This window comes from Prevotella sp. C0026C3, from assembly GCF_056590795.1.
This window is the reverse complement of the sequence record NZ_JBWPWW010000006.1, coordinates 1-19131: the sequence shown is the minus strand read 5'-3', so window position 1 is coordinate 19131 and position 19131 is coordinate 1. Positions and strand designations below refer to the sequence as shown.

Annotated in this window: 21 protein-coding genes; 9 read left to right on the top strand and 12 right to left on the bottom strand. The window is 43.6% G+C overall.

Annotated elements, in window-relative coordinates:
• Window positions 1-35: 35 nt before the first annotated feature.
• Genes hemN through hemL form a run of 8 tightly spaced genes read left to right on the top strand, consistent with a single transcriptional unit; the run spans window position 36 to window position 8290 of the window.
• Window positions 36-1400 carry an oxygen-independent coproporphyrinogen III oxidase gene (gene hemN, locus AC1EK4_RS05205; RefSeq protein WP_036898458.1) on the top strand — a complete coding sequence of 455 codons (1365 nt, stop codon included), beginning with the start codon at window positions 36-38 and terminating at the stop codon, window positions 1398-1400.
• Window positions 1401-1404: 4 nt separating this feature from the next.
• Window positions 1405-2811: a protoporphyrinogen oxidase gene (gene hemG, locus AC1EK4_RS05200; protein WP_062434239.1), complete on the top strand. Its 1407-nt coding sequence runs from the start codon at window positions 1405-1407 to the stop codon at window positions 2809-2811.
• Entirely contained in the window at window positions 2808-3836 is a 1029-nt protein-coding gene (gene hemE / locus AC1EK4_RS05195) for a uroporphyrinogen decarboxylase (RefSeq protein WP_036898413.1), read from the top strand. The genes hemG and hemE overlap by 4 nt, the downstream gene beginning before the upstream one ends.
• A 17-nt stretch (window positions 3837-3853) precedes the next feature.
• Window positions 3854-4744, top strand: a complete 891-nt coding sequence (hemA, locus tag AC1EK4_RS05190) for a glutamyl-tRNA reductase (protein ID WP_062434235.1) — start codon at window positions 3854-3856, stop codon at window positions 4742-4744.
• Window positions 4741-5400: a hydroxymethylbilane synthase gene (gene hemC / locus AC1EK4_RS05185; protein ID WP_036898417.1), complete on the top strand. Its 660-nt coding sequence runs from the start codon at window positions 4741-4743 to the stop codon at window positions 5398-5400. Before hemA ends, hemC begins: the two co-directional genes overlap by 4 nt.
• A 3-nt stretch (window positions 5401-5403) precedes the next feature.
• Window positions 5404-6024 (top strand): uroporphyrinogen-III synthase, encoded by a 621-nt coding sequence (locus tag AC1EK4_RS05180; protein WP_062434229.1) that lies wholly within the window; start codon window positions 5404-5406, stop codon window positions 6022-6024.
• Window positions 6011-7003: a porphobilinogen synthase gene (gene hemB, locus AC1EK4_RS05175; RefSeq protein ID WP_036898423.1), complete on the top strand. Its 993-nt coding sequence runs from the start codon at window positions 6011-6013 to the stop codon at window positions 7001-7003. Before AC1EK4_RS05180 ends, hemB begins: the two co-directional genes overlap by 14 nt.
• 9 nt (window positions 7004-7012) lie before the next feature.
• On the top strand, window positions 7013-8290 hold the full coding sequence (gene hemL, locus AC1EK4_RS05170) for a glutamate-1-semialdehyde 2,1-aminomutase (protein ID WP_062434226.1): 1278 nt from the start codon (window positions 7013-7015) through the stop codon (window positions 8288-8290).
• 205 nt (window positions 8291-8495) lie between these two features.
• Here hemL and porT read toward each other — a convergent pair whose 3' ends face one another.
• Window positions 8496-9239, bottom strand: a complete 744-nt coding sequence (gene porT / locus AC1EK4_RS05165) for a type IX secretion/gliding motility protein PorT/SprT (RefSeq protein ID WP_480357296.1) — start codon at window positions 9237-9239, stop codon at window positions 8496-8498.
• Between the two features lie 98 nt (window positions 9240-9337).
• On the bottom strand, window positions 9338-10225 hold the full coding sequence (locus AC1EK4_RS05160; protein ID WP_036898429.1) for a Fic family protein: 888 nt from the start codon (window positions 10223-10225) through the stop codon (window positions 9338-9340).
• A gap of 309 nt (window positions 10226-10534) precedes the next feature.
• On the opposite strand from AC1EK4_RS05160, the gene AC1EK4_RS05155 reads away from it, so the two are divergent.
• Complete coding sequence (locus AC1EK4_RS05155; protein WP_036898432.1) at window positions 10535-10702, top strand: DUF362 domain-containing protein; 168 nt, start codon at window positions 10535-10537, stop codon at window positions 10700-10702.
• A 334-nt stretch (window positions 10703-11036) separates the two neighbouring features.
• Here AC1EK4_RS05155 and AC1EK4_RS05150 read toward each other — a convergent pair whose 3' ends face one another.
• From AC1EK4_RS05150 to AC1EK4_RS05105, 10 genes are all read right to left on the bottom strand, one after another.
• The gene (locus tag AC1EK4_RS05150) at window positions 11037-11177 is read right to left on the bottom strand and encodes a hypothetical protein (RefSeq protein ID WP_198025887.1); all 141 of its coding nucleotides are present in this window, start codon (window positions 11175-11177) and stop codon (window positions 11037-11039) included.
• A gap of 7 nt (window positions 11178-11184) precedes the next feature.
• Window positions 11185-11433, bottom strand: coding sequence for a TolB-like translocation protein (locus AC1EK4_RS05145; RefSeq protein ID WP_052052903.1), 249 nt, complete (start codon window positions 11431-11433; stop codon window positions 11185-11187).
• On the bottom strand, window positions 11430-12026 hold the full coding sequence (locus tag AC1EK4_RS05140; RefSeq protein WP_036898435.1) for an HAD family hydrolase: 597 nt from the start codon (window positions 12024-12026) through the stop codon (window positions 11430-11432). Before AC1EK4_RS05140 ends, AC1EK4_RS05145 begins: the two co-directional genes overlap by 4 nt.
• Before the next feature lie 6 nt (window positions 12027-12032).
• A complete protein-coding gene (locus AC1EK4_RS05135; RefSeq protein ID WP_036898460.1) occupies window positions 12033-12650 on the bottom strand; it encodes a porin family protein in 618 nt (205 codons plus the stop codon).
• Window positions 12651-12887: 237 nt separating this feature from the next.
• Window positions 12888-13919 carry a type IX secretion system ring subunit PorN/GldN gene (porN, locus tag AC1EK4_RS05130; RefSeq protein ID WP_480357291.1) on the bottom strand — a complete coding sequence of 344 codons (1032 nt, stop codon included), beginning with the start codon at window positions 13917-13919 and terminating at the stop codon, window positions 12888-12890.
• A 27-nt stretch (window positions 13920-13946) separates the two neighbouring features.
• The gene (gene porM, locus AC1EK4_RS05125; RefSeq protein WP_062434211.1) at window positions 13947-15491 is read right to left on the bottom strand and encodes a type IX secretion system motor protein PorM/GldM; all 1545 of its coding nucleotides are present in this window, start codon (window positions 15489-15491) and stop codon (window positions 13947-13949) included.
• Between the two features lie 29 nt (window positions 15492-15520).
• Window positions 15521-16267, bottom strand: a complete 747-nt coding sequence (porL, locus tag AC1EK4_RS05120; RefSeq protein ID WP_062434208.1) for a type IX secretion system motor protein PorL/GldL — start codon at window positions 16265-16267, stop codon at window positions 15521-15523.
• The gene (porK, locus tag AC1EK4_RS05115) at window positions 16267-17712 is read right to left on the bottom strand and encodes a T9SS ring complex lipoprotein PorK/GldK (protein WP_197421739.1); all 1446 of its coding nucleotides are present in this window, start codon (window positions 17710-17712) and stop codon (window positions 16267-16269) included. The genes porL and porK overlap by 1 nt, the downstream gene beginning before the upstream one ends.
• A 6-nt stretch (window positions 17713-17718) precedes the next feature.
• On the bottom strand, window positions 17719-18657 hold the full coding sequence (locus AC1EK4_RS05110; protein ID WP_480357289.1) for a PorP/SprF family type IX secretion system membrane protein: 939 nt from the start codon (window positions 18655-18657) through the stop codon (window positions 17719-17721).
• Between the two features lie 90 nt (window positions 18658-18747).
• A complete protein-coding gene (locus AC1EK4_RS05105) occupies window positions 18748-18969 on the bottom strand; it encodes a DUF2795 domain-containing protein (protein WP_036898451.1) in 222 nt (73 codons plus the stop codon).
• Window positions 18970-19131: the final 162 nt, after the last annotated feature.

Genomic DNA, 19131 nt, shown 5'->3' with positions numbered 1-19131 from the left:
CATTTTATAGTATGAGCACGAACAAGATACAAAACATTAACCAAGACATTATCGATAAATATAATGTTCCGGTACCACGATATACCAGTTATCCGCCTGCGAATTATTTTGAAGATTTCACAGAGGCAGACTATCTCAATGCTGTAAACAAATCGAATACAGCAACCGACAAGCATCTATCATTCTACTTTCATATTCCGTTTTGTAGACACTTGTGTCATTACTGTGCGTGCAACTCGTACTGTATGCATAAGCCCGAAGTTGTGTCGGCTTACGTAGATGCGTTGCATCAAGAGATTGACTTATTGTTACCACACTTAGACTCAAATCGCAAGATTTCACAGATTCACTATGGTGGTGGTACGCCAACGCTCCTTGAACCGAAAGAGATTAAAAAACTCAACGAGCATCTGCTTTCCCATTTCGATACTATAGAGCAACCAGAGATTGCCATAGAATGCCATCCGGGGTATCTCACACTAGAGAAATGGCAACAATTGATAGATTGCGGTTTTACTCGTATGAGCATAGGTATACAGGACTTTAACGAAGCTGTACTAAAAACCGTAAATCGCCAACCGGCGTGCGAACCGATAGAAGACGTGGTTGCTCTCTTACGCCAATCAGGCATTAAGCTCAATATGGACTTCTTATACGGCTTACCGGGACAGACGCCCGATTCGTTTGCCGAATCCATACGTCGAGCTATTGAACTTCATCCCGACCGCCTCGTGACATTCAGTTATGCCCACGTGCCATGGTTGAAAAAGCAACAACTCATCCTAGAAAAAGCGGGGCTACCCACAAGTTCGGTCAAAGAGAGTATCTTTACAACAGCCAGCCTACTGCTACATGAGGCCGGTTACAAGAGTGTAGGACTCGACCATTTCGTACTTCCGGACGACGAGTTATACATAGCCCGACAAAATCATCAGCTACACCGTAACTTCCAAGGATATTGTACACGGCGTACTACGGCTCAAGTTTATGCTTTTGGTGTCACAGGAATCAGTCAACTTGACGGTGCTTACGCTCAAAACACAAAGAATATAATTGAATATATAGAGCAGACTAATCATGGAAACCTAACGATTCGGAAAGGTTATGCCCTATCAAACGAGGAGCGACTGACTCGCGAAGTAATTGAAACATTGATGTGTAACTATCGTATTGACTGGCAAGATATTGCTAATCATGTGCAAACGAGTGTCGAACAATTGAAAGTTGCCACTGCTTACAACGAGCAGAAACTACAAGAATTTGCTGCCGATGGTATCATCCGATTCGATGATTTACATCTAGAGATGACTGACGCAGCATCTCCTATGGTTAGAAATGTAGCGGCATCGCTCGACCCTCTGATGTTGAAATCCAACAAATCGTTCTCCAAAGCAATCTAACAACATGCAGAATCAAGAAGCTATCAAGCATACAGGCGTGGTCATCATTGGAGCAGGACTCACCGGACTAACCACAGCATATACACTTAAACAAAGAGGATTTGGCGTACATGTCGTAGAAAAGCTGACACGAATAGGCGGACAAATCCAAACACACCGAGTGGGTGACTACATCGTGGAGAGTGGACCTAACACGGGCGCTATATCATTTCCAGAGGTTAAGGAACTGATGAACGAGCTTAAAGAGACTTCGCATGGTACTTGTTTACTCGAACCGGCCGTAAAAGTTGCCAACCAACGATTGATTTGGAAAGGCAGTCGTTTCCATGCTTTGCCATCCAGCCCTATAGGTGGATTGACAACTCCACTATTCACATGGACTGATAAATTCCGTATTCTAGGTGAGCCATGGCGCCGCAAAGGTCAGAATCCCGACGAAAGTGTAGCAAGCCTAGCTACCCGTAGACTAGGAAAATCATTTGTCGATTATGCAGTAGACCCATTCATATCGGGTGTCTATGCCGGTGATGCTAACCAACTCATCACACGCTATGCCCTGCCAAAACTCTATAATTTGGAACAAGAGTATGGCAGTTTTATTCGCGGAGCTATAGCCAAAGCCAAACAACCGAAGAATGACCGAGACAAATTAGCTACTAAAGAAGTATTCTCTGCTGTTGGTGGTTTAGGACAAATTCCCCAAGCAGAGGCCGACTACATAGGCACAGAGAACATCTCTTTGGGCGTGACAGATGTAAGTATCAAGCCTTTCGAAGACAAGTGGCAAGTAAAATTTACCAGTCAACAAGGCCAAGCCATCATCTATCAATGCCAAAAAGTGGTTACAACTTGCGGAGCATACGCACTGAACAACATGTTACCTTTCATTGAATCTCAACGCCTTGAGCGTATTACCAATCTGCACTACGCCCCCATTATAGAAGTAGGTGTGGGAGTACGCAACACCGAAGGGCTGGATTACAAAGCATTTGGTGGTTTGATACCTTCTCGCGAACAAAAGAAAGTTTTGGGAATCCTCTTTCCATCGGCTTGTTTCAAAGGACGTGCACCCGAAGGCGGAGCCCTGTTCACCTACTTTATTGGTGGGGTAAAACATACTGAGATGCTCGATATGAGCGACGATGAGCTACAAAATCTTGTTGTAGATTACTTCCATAACATGCTCAAGTTCCCATCACACATCCATCCCGACACCATTAATATATTCCGGCACACAAAGGCTATTCCACAATATGAAGTTTCGAGTGGTGCTCGTTTTGAAGAAGTAGGCCGCATAGAAACGGAATATCCGGGGCTCATTATCGCCGGTAATCTACGCAATGGTATCGGCATGGCTCATCGTATCAAGCAGGCACGTGACATTGCCACCAACATACAATTACAGAAATGACAAACCCATTCCTCGACATCGTACAAGGCAAACAAGCCAATCGACCCGCCGTATGGTTCATGCGGCAAGCCGGCCGGGTGCTTCCTCGCTACCAAGAATTGCGACAAAGCCATTCTTTCTTAGAGCTAATGACCCAATCGGAGTTAGCAGCCAAAGTTACATTATTACCCGTTGAAGATTTAGGTGTGGATGCTGCTATCCTCTTCAGCGACATTCTTGTGATACCAATGGCTATGCAGAGTGATGTGGAATGGACCGATAAAGGCCCGGTATTCCCCACTCCATTGGCATTTATAGAGAAACCATCAACCTTGTTAAAACCCCAACCGGAGAAATTGGAATTTGTTTATCGGGCCATCGACCGCATCATGGAGCCCCGCACACAGGGCACTCCTCTCATCGGATTCTGTGGCGCACCGCTTACTACGCTCTGCTATATGCTGCAAGGTTTGAACTCACATACGGGTTTTCCCGATGCCATCAAGTTCTTCTATACTCAGCCCGAAGAAACTCGTAAGCTGATAGATGTTATCACCGAGCTTTGTATCCACTACGCCCGGCAGCAAGTTCGACACGGTATTGACGTTTTCCAGATCTTCGAGACACACGCCGGTCTCGTTCCTACAGAACTCTATGCAGACCTATTCCTACCGGCAGTAAAACGTATTTCCGAAGCTATCCGCAGTATGGGACGCCGTGTTATCTTCTTCCCCAAAGGCATCGGAACAAGTTTATCCCTCATCACTCCCGATATTTGCGACATTGTAAGTATTGATTGGCAGACATCCTTAGAAACCGCCCGCCGGCTTCTTCATCCTTCTATTGGTCTACAAGGCAATCTAGACCCACGCTTACTCTATGCCGATTTAGACACTATTCAGGCTGTACTTGGCACATATGAGAAGTTCTTTGAGAAGCATGGAGCTTGGATTTTCAACCTTGGACATGGCGTATTGGCCGATACTCCATTTGAAAATCTAAAGTATGTGGCTACGTGGGCGAAAGCTCTATCTGCCCACCAATAAACAGAATACAAAAAATTATGATAGGATATAAATCAATCAACCATTTAAACACTTCACTCGAAGACCGCGAAGAGACTTTCAAGTTGGAGCGAAACCAAAACAATCAACCATCGGTATTCTTACAGACATGCAACCGAATGGAACTCTATTATGGTGAAGGAGAAATTCCTACAGACGTAGCCAATCACCTTTTCCGCGTGGTCAGTGGACTCGAATCGGCTATTGTTGGCGAACGTGCCGTACAAGGACAGGTGAAAGATGCCTACATCTCTGCCCGCACTCACCATAAACTCCCTGCCGAAATGCACAAACTCTTTGAATTTGCCCTGCAAGTAGGAAAGCGCGTACGTAATGAAACTGAGATTTCTCATGGTGCTGTAAGCCATAGTCTCGCAGCCATTGAGATTATCGAGGATGAGCATATCGACCTCACAGATGCTCGCATTACCATCATCGGTGTCAATAAACTGACTAGCGATATTATCAAGTTTTTGCAAAACAAGGGTGCACACCTTGTCTTTCTAGGCAATCGTACCCTTGACAAAGCGCACCGCTTGGCCGACCAATTCGGCATTGAAGTGTTTGCACTTGACGATAAACGCGAGTTTCTCAAAGACACAGATATTCTTATCAGTGCCACTTCGGCAGATACTACTATCATCAATGAAGAGGATATCAACCCTAACCAACGTATGTTGGCCATCGATTTAGCCTTTCCACGCGATATAGCACCGGCCATCGGAGAAAATCCCAACGTCACTCTCTACAACTTACGAGATGTAGAAAGCAAGGTGCAAAAGAATATTTCTATTCGAGAAGACGAAGTGAAAAAAGCCGAGAAGATTATCGAAGAAGAGATAGACGAACTATACGAAACCCTCGAAAGAAGAAAAGCATATATCAAATGAACAAGCTCAAAGTTGTAGCACGTGGCAGTAAACTCTCTCAACTGCAGGTAAAAGAGATCTTCAATAGATTTCCCGAAATAGACTATGACCTGATTCTAACGAAGTCGTATGGCGACCACAATATGCAGATTTCATTACTTAATGGCGCTGCACCGGACGACATGTTTACCCGCGGACTCGACCAACTGATTCTTACGGGGGAAGCAGACATAGCTATTCACTCCGCCAAAGATCTACCGGTCAATTTGAATCCGGAATTAGAAATCATTGCATTATACGAGGCTTTCGACAAAACAGATTCTCTTGTAAGTCGCAATCATCTCAAACTAAATGAACTACCTGCCGGCAGTAGTATCGGAACAAGTTCGCCATTACGCAAAGCCGGACTAACTTCTCTGCGTCCGGATTTAGAAATTGTGGGTATTCGAGGATGCATCGAAGAGCGCGTACAGCAAGTTCGGGATGGAAAAATAGACGCTGTCATCGTTGCCACCTGCGCCTTGAAGCGTCTCGGAATGGAAAACGAAATAGCCGAAATACTACCCTTCGACACCCACCCCATGCAAGGAAGATTAGCCATCACAGCTCGGAAAGGCCGCGACGATCTAAAGGAATTGTTTAGCAAAGGGAGTATTCTCGACCAAATAAACGATTAATTCATGCGTACACTCTTCACCGGAACACACAGCCAGAACCCCGATTACATCCATACCCCACTCATCGAGTTGGTGGCCTTGGATGACAGAAGTGAGCTATACGAAGCCATTCGAAGCCTCACCATATCGGATACACTGCTTTTTACGAGCCGATATGCAGTGAGGTTTTGGTATGAAGCCATGCAAGAGATACGAGCAACATGGGGTGAACAACGCATTGTTTCCATCGGCAGAGTAACCACCAAGACCTTACAAGAGTCTGGTGCAACGCACATTGAGCAAACCGAAAAAGACGATTCTTACGGTATCATTGAGCACTTCAAAGTTTTTCCGCCACAAGGCAGAATCATTTGTCCACGCTCCGAACGAGCACTCGACATTATCCCCAAGGGACTACAAGAGCTAGGTTTTACCTTCTATCCCATTACTGCTTATCGTAATAAGATGCCTCTCCGTCCCATAAAGGTCAATCTGGAAGAGATAGATAGCATCATCTTTACATCACCCAGTACCATCGACCATTTCATACAACTCTACGGAAGCTTGCCCCCTGACAAGATTTATATCACCCGCGGAGCCATTACAGAACAATATTTAAACCAAAGAAGATATGAAAAGATTTAGAATTTACCGCAAAGACCAAGCCACACGCGACAAATATGCCGACGTAGAAGTGAAAGCAGAAGATTTCATCTATCCTTATTTCGTTGTCGAAGGAGAGAATATCAAGGAAGAGATTTCCACCATGCCGGGTGTCTATCGCTTCTCTATCGATACCCTCATTGAGGATATTAAAGAGGTGAAAGCACTAGGTATTGACAAGGTTTTGCTCTTCGGTGTCATCGAAGATAAGTTGAAAGACGAGCGTGGTAGTTTGGCTTATGCCGACGACGCCCTTGTCTGTCGTGCCACTACAGCCATCAAAAAGAATGTTACCGGCGTCATGGTTATCACCGATGTATGTCTCTGCGAATATACAAGTCATGGACATTGTGGACTTCTCCACGACCACAATGTAGAGAACGATTCTACCTTACCACTATTAGCTCAAATGGCTTACGTACATGCCAAAGCCGGTGCCGACTTCGTTGCTCCATCGTCTATGATGGACGGACAAATTGAAGCGCTGCGCAAGAAGCTGGATGAAACAGGATTGAACAAGACTTGTCGTATATTGGCTTATTCCGCTAAATATGCGTCAGCATTCTATGGTCCGTTCCGCGATGCAGCCGACTCAGCTCCTTCTTTCGGCGACCGTAAGTCATACCAGATGGATTATCGCACTCACGACCAAGGTTTAGAAGAAATTGCTGCAGACATTGAGGAAGGTGCCGACTGGACAATGGTAAAGCCCGCTATGCCTTATCTCGACATGATTGCACGTGGTGTTGAGCGTTTCCCGAATATTCCGATGGTTGCTTATCAGGTGAGTGGAGAGTATAGTATGCTCAAGGCAGCTGCCAAACTTAACTATCTTGACGAGCCACGTGTTGTATTTGAAAGCCTCATTGCCATCAAACGCGCTGGTGCCAAGTACATCATTTCATACTATGCCAAAGAGTTTATGGAAAAATGGAACGATCGTTTTGAAATTAAAAGATAAGGAGACAGCATGAACGAAAGAATTAAATCGGCTGCAGCCTTTCAACAAGCATTGCAGGTTATACCCGGAGGAGTAAACAGTCCCGTACGCGCTTTGAAAGCCGTAGGGACAACTCCCCTCTTCGTCAAAGAAGCACAAGGAACTTACATCACCGACATTGACGATAATCGTTTCATTGACTTCTGCATGTCGTGGGGTGTATTCATCCTCGGTCATAACAACCCTACCGTCAGTCAGAAAGCTGCCGAGGCCGTCATGCGTGGCAGTAGTTATGGTATTCCGACACTGGCAGAGACCACATTGGCTACGAAAGTACGCGAAGCATTCCCCTCTATGGAGCGCCTCCGTTTCGTTAACAGTGGTACAGAAGCTACTATGTCGGCTATTCGCGTAGCCCGTGGCTTCACCGGTCGCGATGTTTTAGTTAAGTTCGAGGGATGTTACCATGGCCATGCCGACCATCTATTGGTGTCTGCCGGCTCGGCCGTTGCCAACATTAGCAATGCTTCATCGGCTGGTGTTCCCGATGGTTTTACCAAGTACACAGTTGTATTGCCTTATAATGATACTGAGGCTTTGGAGCAATACTTTGCAGAAAATGGCGACAAGGTAGCTGCGTTGATCATCGAACCCGTAGCTTGTAACATGGGCGTCGTACCTCCAACACGTGAGTTTATCGAAGCTACTCGCCGTGTCACGGAGCAACATGGCGCCATACTCATCTTCGACGAAGTGATTACCGGATTCCGTCTTGCCTTCGGCGGTGCCCAACAACGTTTCGGTATCAAGCCCGATATGACGACTGTCGGCAAGATTGTCGGTGGCGGATTCCCTTGTGCTGCCTTTGGTGGTCGAGCCGATATCATGAAGGTTCTAGCCCCCGATGGCCCCGTTTACCAAGCCGGAACATTGAGTGGCAACCCTGTAGCTATGGCAGCTGGCATTGAAACCATTACCCAACTGTCAGCTCCTGGATTCCACGAGGAACTAGAAAAACGAAGCAATGAATTCTGTACTCGTCTAGAGAAGATTATCGAAGGCAAGGACATTTACCTAAATCATGTGGGTAGTATGTTCACCCTCTTCTTCAATACGAAGAATCCACAGAACTTCAAAGATACTAAACAGAGCGACCAAGTACGCTTTGCACGCTACTTTAATCGTATGTTGGAACGTGGCATCTATGTGAGCCCTTCACAATTTGAAGGCAATTTTATCTCACAATGCCACACTCCGGAAATCCTCGACTACGTATTGAAGTCGATAGAAGAAAGCATTAATGAGTAAAGAGTGGAGAAATTAATCGGGAGTTATTCGCGGAGATAACGGACAAATGTTCATTATCTTTAAGGCAATCACAATGAATTCCTCACTTCTAACTTCCATTTACTTCCAATAAAAAAGGACCATAAGCAATTATGGTCCTTTTTATTTTATCCTAAGGATTCAACTACTCATTAGTCATTCTTCATTCCTAATTCGATATAACTCCTCACTCAAAATAGAACGTCAGTACTATCATTTTACTATGTGCTTTATTTACTGAATTCGTGTAAGGCAACATATTCTTATCCTTGAGTTCGCTAGCATGATTCTTATCCAAACTGTTTGTCAGACTATAGAGGAACTTGAGTTCCGGACGTAGCTTAAAGAAAGGCAGATAAAAGTCACATCCCAAACCAACTTCGGCAAACACTTCTGTGTTCTTTAGCTTTAAATAGTCTTGCTCTTTGCGACTCAGATTCAACATTGGTGTCAATCCCACCATCAAATAAGGTCGATGATTTCCCGAACGAGGGGCAGCAAAAATCAAGTCAAAAGCTGTAGAGAAATATGCGGTCTTTAATTCCTGCTGTTGTTCAGTAGGTTGTCCAGCAGCATCTAAAACCTTAAAATGATGAAAAGTAATATGATGAGAACCAAAATACATGGCAGGAGCTACACGAAACTGGAAGTGTTCGCTCAACCTTAATTCCCCCAAAACTCCAACAGTAAAGCCGGCATCCCACCTATCTTGATCGCAAGTAATCAAGGCATCTACCGTTGTTCCATCTTCCTGAATAATCGTTTGTGGTCCAACATTTGTCAACTCCAAATCTTGTAAATGCGTACCTACCAACACACCAAAGTGGAATGGTCGCAGGTCTGTATACGGACGATTCTCCACCACCCGCTGAGCACAGACCTGTTGTAAGCCCATCCATCCTATTAATATATAGAGACAAATTCTTTTCATATCTTTCTACAAAACGATATACCTATTGAATTATTGTGGCAACACACAGTACTCAACACTATCACACGAGGTAGCAATATGAATTTTATGCCGTTTCTTCAATATTTTATTCTAAAATAATCGAGTATAGATTTATAATTATCTTGTGCCGAAAGACATGTATCCAACAAATATCCACGTATTGTTGTCCAGTGATGCAACCCTCTATAATAGAACATCTTGAGTTCATCGGTAATGATGAAAGGAACGATGGAAGAAGCCAAACACTCTTTAAACATGATAAGTCTGCCTACACGTCCATTACCATCCTGAAAAGGATGAATCATTTCAAAACGTTGGTGGAAATCGATTATCTCCTCTATAGTATGAATTGTCTGTTTGTTATATTCGCCTAAGAGAGCTTTCATCTGGTTATGAACCTCTTCTGGTGGACAGGTTTCCATACCACCTACTTCGTTTGGCAGTTGCTTATAATCGCCCACATTAAACCATTCCTTTCGGCTATCTGTAGTTTGCCCCTTTAGTTGTCCATGCAAAAGTTTAATAAAATGTTCTGAAAGTTTATCATTGGCATGGTCAATTATCATGTCTATACAATGAAAATGATTGACAGTTTCTAGAATATCATCAACACGCACACTACTTTCTGTTATACCGATAGTACTGGTTTCAAAGATATAGCGTGTTTGTTCATGGGTCAACCTACTTCCCTCTATATAATTGGAATTATAGGTTAAATCTATCTGAGTACGATGATAAATTCCACCTTTCATTCCAATATGCTTTTGCTCCCTTAATACTTCCAAAAGCATATTCGCCTGTTTACGCGCGTTTTTCCTTTTAGGCAAGGCAGCATCTGCCGGCACATTCCAACTCTTTCCCGTCAGAAATGCACCCGGGATCTTGCCCCCGGCACAATAATTACGCACTGTTCGTTCGGCTATCCCGTGTGTCTCTGCAAATGCTTTAACAGATATATACTCCATATCTTTTCTCCTTTATCGGCATGATTATGCCCTTAATTCGGCAATAAAGTTAGTATTTTATGCCGACACAGGCAAGAAAATGCTTATAAATATGGTTTTTACTCGCTCACAAATAATACCAAAACCTCATAAGCTAACAAACTCACAGGCTCAAAATCCAATTAAGACTTCGTTTAAATAAGAAAAAAAGTGAATACCTATTTATAGGTATATCAAAATTAAATACTACCTTTGCGAAAACAAAATATAGGTATCCTATTACATATAGATAGTATACAAAAACATTATTAAATATAAAAACAAAACATTATGGCTTACGTAATTGGAAACGACTGCATTGCTTGCGGTACATGTATTGACGAATGTCCGGTAGGAGCTATCTCTGAAGGCGATATCTACAAAATCGACGCTGATGCTTGCACAGAGTGCGGTACATGCGCTAGCGTTTGCCCTAACGAAGCTATCACACTTCCATAAGGCACACAGTCTTAACGATTAAAGATGTAAATAGTGGCTTTCTTCTATATGAAGAAAGTCGCTATTTGTTTTGTATCTAGTCGACAAGAGTTTTCATTCAACAATCAAGAGACACAAAAACTCTAAAAACTTACAATGTTGCAGGGCTTAATCAGTATTACTGCCTAACCCTTTCTGCATCGCTGCAAAGCCGAGACAGATACTTTGCCACGCCTCGGCAGTAACCTCTAGCTGCCCCTCTTTCAAAGAAAAAAGCCATCAATAGAACATCATCAAGCTCTTCCCGTATTGATATTCAAGTATAAAGATTTGGCAATGTTCCCACTCCAACACCTTATTTCAACTCATAGCTCACATAAGCGAACTTCTCTGAATCGGGCGACCAAGAGTTGACGTTGATAGTACCTTGCCCTCCAAACAGCTCCACTATTGTTCGGTCGTTCTTACCATCACTCTGCATAAGACGCAAAACCACATTGAAATTAGGCAAATGCCGACACTCTATAAAGCCGGCCATGAGAATTATAGCCTATCCACTTACCATCCGGACTCCAATTAGGCATCTCTATACGGTAAGGAAATTCATGAATCACGCGATGGGTACCGGTCTTTATGTCAAAAACCTCTAGCCGACTAAGTACCTCGTCTTGCGTTCGCTGTTCTTGCAGCGACTGGGCTCTCACTGCAAATGTAGTCAATATACCAGCCAAAACAAATAAAGATTTAATCATATCAGATTATTAATTTCTTTCTTCAAATCGTCCAATCCACGGAACAGGATGCCCTGCATACCGACGGCACGAGCCCCTTCTACATTTTCAAGCACGTCATCGATAAACACGCACTCATCGGCTTTAAGCTGATAGCGCGTCAACAAAAGTTGATAAATCTCAGGAAATGGCTTGATGACTCCCTCACGACCGGAGATAACCATCCCCTCTAATTCTTGGAACACAGAAAACTCGTGCTCTACAATGTCGAAGGTCTCCTTCACCCAATTAGACAAGCCATATACATGGTAGCCTTCATGCTTCAATTGCTTGACATAGTCTTCCATGCCCGGAATCAATCCGCTAATCATCTCACGCCAACGATTCCGATAAGTGTAGATAGCATCAGCCCAATCAGGATACTGTGCAGCCAACTCTTCTACTCCCTTATCAAAGGTCTTACCTGCATCCATCTGGCGAATCCAAGTGTGTGTACAGATATTCGACAAGAACCAATCGGCCTTATCATTACTCCCTAAATACGAATCGAAGAGGTAATGAGGATTCCAATCCACCAATACCCCTCCGAAATCAAATACGATATTCTTAATCATGTTGATTTAGAAATAGTACGCCAAACCAACCTGCCAAGAATTGTAACGTCCCTTAGATGTATTGCTGAGAGCCTTTCCGGCTGCATCCAACACGTTGATATCTCCGCTCTTTCCACATACAATATTGTATTTGAAACCTACTTCTAGGTGCTTCAACAACTCTACACCGGCACCAAGATTAATACTAAAACTAGATTTCTTCATCTGAAAAGTGTTCTGGTAAGCCTTGCTGTCTGCCCACTTAAACTCATCGTCGCCAACATTAAAACCAAACTGTGGACCAGCTGAGAAATAAAGACCTGCCAAATTACCCAAACCAATATTATAACGCAAATTGACTGGGATATTAATAGACTGCTTTTTAACCTTCTCACCATTCAACTCAGCTGAGCGCTGATCGTAGAAAGTAGCAGCATCAATTCCTAACCCTACAAGGGGCAGTGTAAACTTGACTGTGGGACCAACATAGAAGCCGGCTTGGTTGGAAGACTGAACAACGTCTTTGCTAAACGACATAGAGGTGACATTGAGACCGCCGGCCAAACCAAATTTTACCTGTGCTTGCGCATTGGTAGAAAAAAGCATTGCTATGGTCAACATAGCTGTAGATAATAATTTCTTCATAGGATAATTCTTCTTTTTAATGAATAATACATGATTTTCTTCTCTCTCACAATTACAAAAATAGCTATTTTCCGATAACGAGCCACATATTTAGCATTATTTTGTAGACAAACAAAAAGGAGTTAAACGAAATGTATGGCTACATTTTATTTAACTCCCATCAACTTTTTCTATCATATAGAGATAAATAGTATTTGCCCCTACTCCTCTACAGAGAAGGCAGAGAAGCGACTATCTCTAGTGTCTTTCTCGTCTGACGGTAACCGTAGCCGAGCCGGAGGACGCCTTACTGACACCACGTGCACGTCGATTGATACGTACCGTCGTGGTACGAGTACGCCGATTAGACTTCTTAGCAACTTTTATCTGCTTTTGGTCTAGCTTGGCAATACTGTCTAACGAGTCTTTACGTGTTTGGTCACCCCACATACGATGCTCAAAACTTGCTATTTCACGTTCAATACGTTTCTGTTCTTTACTCATGGCATTATCTGTAGCACAGTACTGCGCCAATGTCTGACCGAGCATATTATTGGTCTTATAAATCTTACCACGATACTGATTCATAGTAAAGAAATCATCTATACTCATCGTTGCGGCATTGTTGACGTCGCTCGCCATCATCATCTGCTTGCTGAGGAACGGAGCTAAGTCATCATATTTCACCCAAAATAGTGGATACTTAGATGGAGTGAAACTGAAATCGTCGTCGCCCAACATGACAGGACATAGTGCCAAAACTTTGGTATGAAAAGTGGCTGTAGTTTGGTCGTAGTAAGAAGCTTCCTTGATATAATAAGCCTTTACCTCGCGAGAGGGAATATCGCTATCGTCGATATGCACACCGCGGTCGGTACGCTCATAATAGATATGATAATTGTCTAAGAAAGCCTTTCGATTCACCACAGCGGTATCATTGAACACTTCGTTACCATCCAGTCGATATTCATAAGCACGAATATTACCGGTCATGAACAACTTGAAGATATAGGTAAAAAGGTTCATCTGACCACCGGAGGGCTCTACTGGATAATAAAGACCACCATTAGCAGGATGGGTAAGATCGAGTTGGCGGTAAACATCGCGACGCCAAACAACATCCTCATGAGGTCCTACCGAAGTTGGAAAAGAGATTTGGGAACGCAAGGTGGGACTTTCAGACTTCTTTTTGGCTTGTTCCTGTTGCTGTGCTCGCCGTTTAGGCGACTGAGCTTCGACTGTCTGCAATGTAAAAAGAAGACATCCCAATATCAATAAATATCTTATCATATCGTCTTATATTTTATTTCAAAAAGATTATCGAACTATAATTTCCATGCTTGCCGGCAATCGACGCACGATACCATCGGGACCTACAGCCGTGACACGGTTGATGTAGAATCGACGATTGCGTGAAAGTTTACGGAATGTATCGCGCTGACGAGCAGAGAACGAAGCTCCCTCAGAGGCCATCGGCACGGCGTTACCCATATTATCATAGAACACAGTCTCGAAACTTTGTACACGAAAGGGCACATCAAGGATTCCATCGTCTATGGCAGCACTCACATTATCCAAAGCTATAAGGGCAGCCTTAGAGAGTGCACCACCACGGAAACGGTCGGAACCGATCTGTAAATAAGCAGCCGGATCGGGCAATTTACGAACTTGGAATGTGAAGCTACCCATCTGTCGAGAGCGTCCATTTTGCGTGGCAGATACCTGAATAGTGACCTTTTGTCCTATCGTCGTGGGGCGAGCTATATAACGCCCCATGCCTATCGAACGAAATCCACCACCCGACATGGAAGCTGAAACAGCATTCAATGGCACACTGGGAATACTGATGCTGATGGGATTATCATAGCCGGCATAGAGCACATTCATCAAGTCGGCCGACACGGTAGCACTCGGTCCTACGACTGTATATTTCTGTAAGAAGTTTCTACGGATAACATCACCACGTCCATTGCGCATTGCAATATAACCTGAGAAACTATGTTCGCCTACTCCACCGGCCGTAAATTGGTAAGTGTTTCCGGATATACGCTGTCCACCAACATAGATTTCAGGTTGCTGTAAAGTATCTACAGCAGCCATTACAATACGAGCGGAGAACATATCTCCACTGATAACGGTCTTGGATTCGGGAACAACGTATGCCTCAAGTTTGTTTACCCGGAAGTCTTTGAGGTCTACATTAGAGATTAACGTATGCAACACTTCGCCCTCGGCATAGCGCACATCGTTCTGTAACTTAGACAGGAGAGTGACGGCTGCAGCCACTGGCATATTCTCGAACATATACTCTTGCCAATTTTTCCCCATCGCATAAGCCTTTCGAGGTAAAGCAGTTGAGAGATTGCTGGCAATGAGCTGACGCTGAACAGAATCGGAGACGAGCTTCAAAATGCGCCCACGGTAAACGTTGATAGAATTGAAAAGCTGTTTCCCACGGCCAGTACCGGGCGATAACATCACCAAGCTAGCGGCCTCTAAATCTTCTTTATTCTCTATATTCCGCAAATCGGCATCCTTCCCATCGGCCTCGCGTACGATGGCTTCCTTCAACTCTTGAGCAAAATTATAAAGCGAGTCGCTCATCTCTCTTACCTGCGTAGCCTTGGCAAACCATGCCTGCAACTTCTCAGGATTATTCTTGGCTTGATTGGCAAAGTCTTCATACAATGCCGTATTCTCCTTGGTGGAATTGCGAGTGGTGCGGTCTAGGCTTTCTTCTACAATGGAAAAACCATTCAGCACTTCGGTAGACACATTTAAAGCCAGCAAAGCCATCAACACCACATACATGAGGTTGATCATCTTTTGACGTGGAGATACCGGTCTTTTCTTGATTGCCATTTCTATAATTAGACTAAGAAGATTGATAACTAGAGCGTTTGACCGCTGGAGATGGAGCCCGGAGCTGCGGCACGCATGTTCACGGTCATGGCCTCTATCATACGAGTATAAATCTTGTTGAGCTGTTCGATGTGCTGAGCCATCAATCTGCTTTGCTCGTTGATTTGGTCAATAGTTCCTATTTGTTGGCTGGCACTCTTCAATTGCATCTCATATACTTTAGCAATTCCGGTAAGCGTACGATTGAGATTCTCCATCTCTTCGCTGTCACGAGTGAGTCGAGTACTTTGTTCACCAACCTTACTTAACACCTCTGTCAATTTCTTCAACTCGTCTACATAGTTACTTTGAGCTATTTCTAGTTCCGGATTTGCAGCTACCGTCTGAACCACAGGAGCAACAACTGCCGATTCGACAACAGGCGCGACAGTCGGTTGAGGGGTATAAGTAGGAGACTGGGTAGGCGACTGAGTATCCTCTGCCGTTACAATACCCTCCAAATATTCCTCTGTCACATGCACAGGTATGTCTCTACCAGCGGCCGTTTTGTCAAATGGGCGATCGAAAGCGGAAAGAAAGAAGACGAAGACCTCGGTTCCCATACCGAGAAACAACATGAGATTGGCACCGGGTAAATGAGTCAACTTAAATAAAGTTCCCAAAATCACAATGGCAGCTCCCCAACTATAAGCATAGTTCAAGAACGTCTGGCCGGGCACGCTATCCATCCACTTCTGCAGACGATAGATGATATTGAATTTACTATAATGTGACATTATCTTTTACTCTTTTTAGTCGTTGAATTGGCAAGGCTGCGTACACAGCGGAATCCGATATACGAACGTGGATGATTCTGATACTCCCAAGTGCGCCATGCACTGCGGATAAAACTCTCCGGATCTTTCCACGAGCCACCTCTCACACTCTTTTTCTTCAAGCGATAGGGATCTTCAGGAGCTGCATTATAAGACAATTGAGGATTGAGGTCGTTCATAACATCGACACCAGACTCAGTATATACGGTGCTGGTCCACTCGGCTACATTACCTGCCATATCGTAGAGTCCATTGCTATTTGAGCCATAAGCTCTCACTTTACTTGTTATGAGGTTGCCATCTTCGGTATAATTTCCCCTATCCGGTTTGAAGTTTGCATAGAAACATCCCTTTCCATTCTTCATATCCTGATTGTCCCAAGGGAATTCATTACCCTCTTTGCCACGTGCAGCATATTCCCATTCGGCTTCTGTAGGCAAGCGATAACGCTGTATATAGCGAGCTTCACCGCCTATACCTTTCAACAAATAATCGGTACGCCAAGCACAGAAGGCATTGGCTTGTTCCCATGTAACACCTACTACTGGATAGTCGTTATATGCAGGATTGCTGAAATAATAGCGTAAATACATCTCATTATCAGAGTTCTTGAAATCATTTACCCAGCAAGTGGTATCGGGATAGATGTTCACTATATAGGTATTCAGGAAGTCCCAATCATTGGTACGTGGGCGGTCAATGGTACGAGAGATGATATTCCCTTCATCATCCACATAAGCGGTATCCTTGGAAATCATGACCACTTCATTAGGATTGATGTCTACATCGGTATTATAATTACGCTCTTGCGGACGAATCCTATTACGACGCAAGGCCGCTGTTGTATAATCGTAAATCTCATAACGATAGTTCATCTGACGCCAATCGAGCAATTTCTCACCTGTCACAAGATTTGTGGTGTACATACTTTCGATAGCTCGTTGCTCATCCTCATTCGGTTTACGAGGCAGCGGCTTCTTCCAATTGACACGTGGAGTGATGGGATTGCCATCCTTATCCTCTGTAATCATATAGCTTTCGTCGCCGGCATAAGCAGGATCAGCCAAACGTGTGCGAAGGATACTATCGCGTACCCACATCACAAACTGCTTATATTCAGAATTGGTAACTTCGGTCTCATCCATCCAGAAGCCATCAACAGAAATATCTTTCACTGGTGTTTGTTTCCCCCACAGACTGTCCTGCTTATCTATTCCCATGTGAAGGAAGCCTCTTTCCACTTTCACCATACCATAAGGGGTAGGTTCGTTGAAGGCACGTCCGCCTACTCCAACCACTTCTCCGCCTCTGCCTCCCGACGACATACTCTTTCCACTGAAACATCCGGTGGCTGTCAATGCTGTTATCGCAATGCAAAAGGAGATGGTTATATTCTTCATTTTCATATCTACTTATAAGATTCTTACGCTTTGATGTTTATTCTTACCTTTCTTAACAAGATTGATGTCTATTTGATAACCCACGAAAAGTTCGTGACTACCATTTCCGAGCTGAATGGCCGATGTATAAAGTTCGTAACTATATCCCACCACAAAGCCATGGAAAGTGCCACCCAGTAGGAATGTTACAGAGTTTGTTGGACTATAAGATAGACCACCATACATCATCTTTTCATGATTCATATAAACCAACCGACTTGAAACATCGCCTCGATAAGCTGTTCCATCTGTACGCATCAAGCCCGATAACTTCATCATTAGAAACGGATTCCTGAATTGAATATTGTATCCAGCTGTCAAATAAAAGGTTGGATCTATCTTTAATTCATTTGTCGTTCCTAGATTGATGGTTGCCGCATTAAGATGCAAAACGGATATTCCGGCGTACCAAATTCCATGTTCATAGTACGCACCCGTTCCTATGTCTAGTCCATTGCCATTCACATCAGTCTTTGCGAAAGCAGGATCATTAGTGTCTTCAATATCTAGTTTACTCCCTTCAAACTTCTCACTTAGCATACCAACTTGTGCACCGATAGCCAAATTTCCTCCAAATAGATGATGTCGATAGGCATACTGAAGCCCTAATCTTTGATGGGTAAACAGACCTAGTTGGTCGCTCATAAACTGAATACCGGCTCCATGATAATTACGTGCCCAATAAAAAGGAATATCGGCGGCAGCATATAATGTACGTGGATTATGTTCATAGCCAACCATATTAAGTGCATAAGTAGCTGTAATATTTAGCTTAGATTGTTTACCTACTGCTGCTGAGTTGAACGATGGCTCCATATCAAAATAGTGACTGAATGACACATCATACTGTGCCATGCCCCATTGAGTCATGGAAAGAAAAGTAAATAATATGATGTAGAACCGTTTTTGCACGATTCTATAACGCAGATACCTTATTATTATTGTAAGAATAAAACTAAAAAGGCCGACTGATTAAACTCAGTCGACCTTATCTACAGTCAGTTAATATTCATCATCATTCCACAAGAAGTCGTCCTTGGAAGGATAATCAGGCCAAAGGTCTTCTATGCTTTCATAGACGTCACCTTCATCCTCAATCTCCTGCAAGTTCTCTAATACCTCTAGTGGCGCACCGGAACGAATCGCATAATCAATCAATTCGTCTTTTGTTGCTGGCCAAGGTGCATCCTCCAACTTGGAAGCTAATTCAAGTGTCCAATACATATTATTTGCGTTTTTATCGTTAACAATTTTGCGTGCAAAAATAGCAATTTTCTTCTTATTCCCAAGTGTTTTATATATTATTTTATATTACTGTCCGGTAAACCTTTTCCACATATAAAAGTTAAGGGCTAAAATCCGTATTTGGATTTCAGCCCTTTTTGT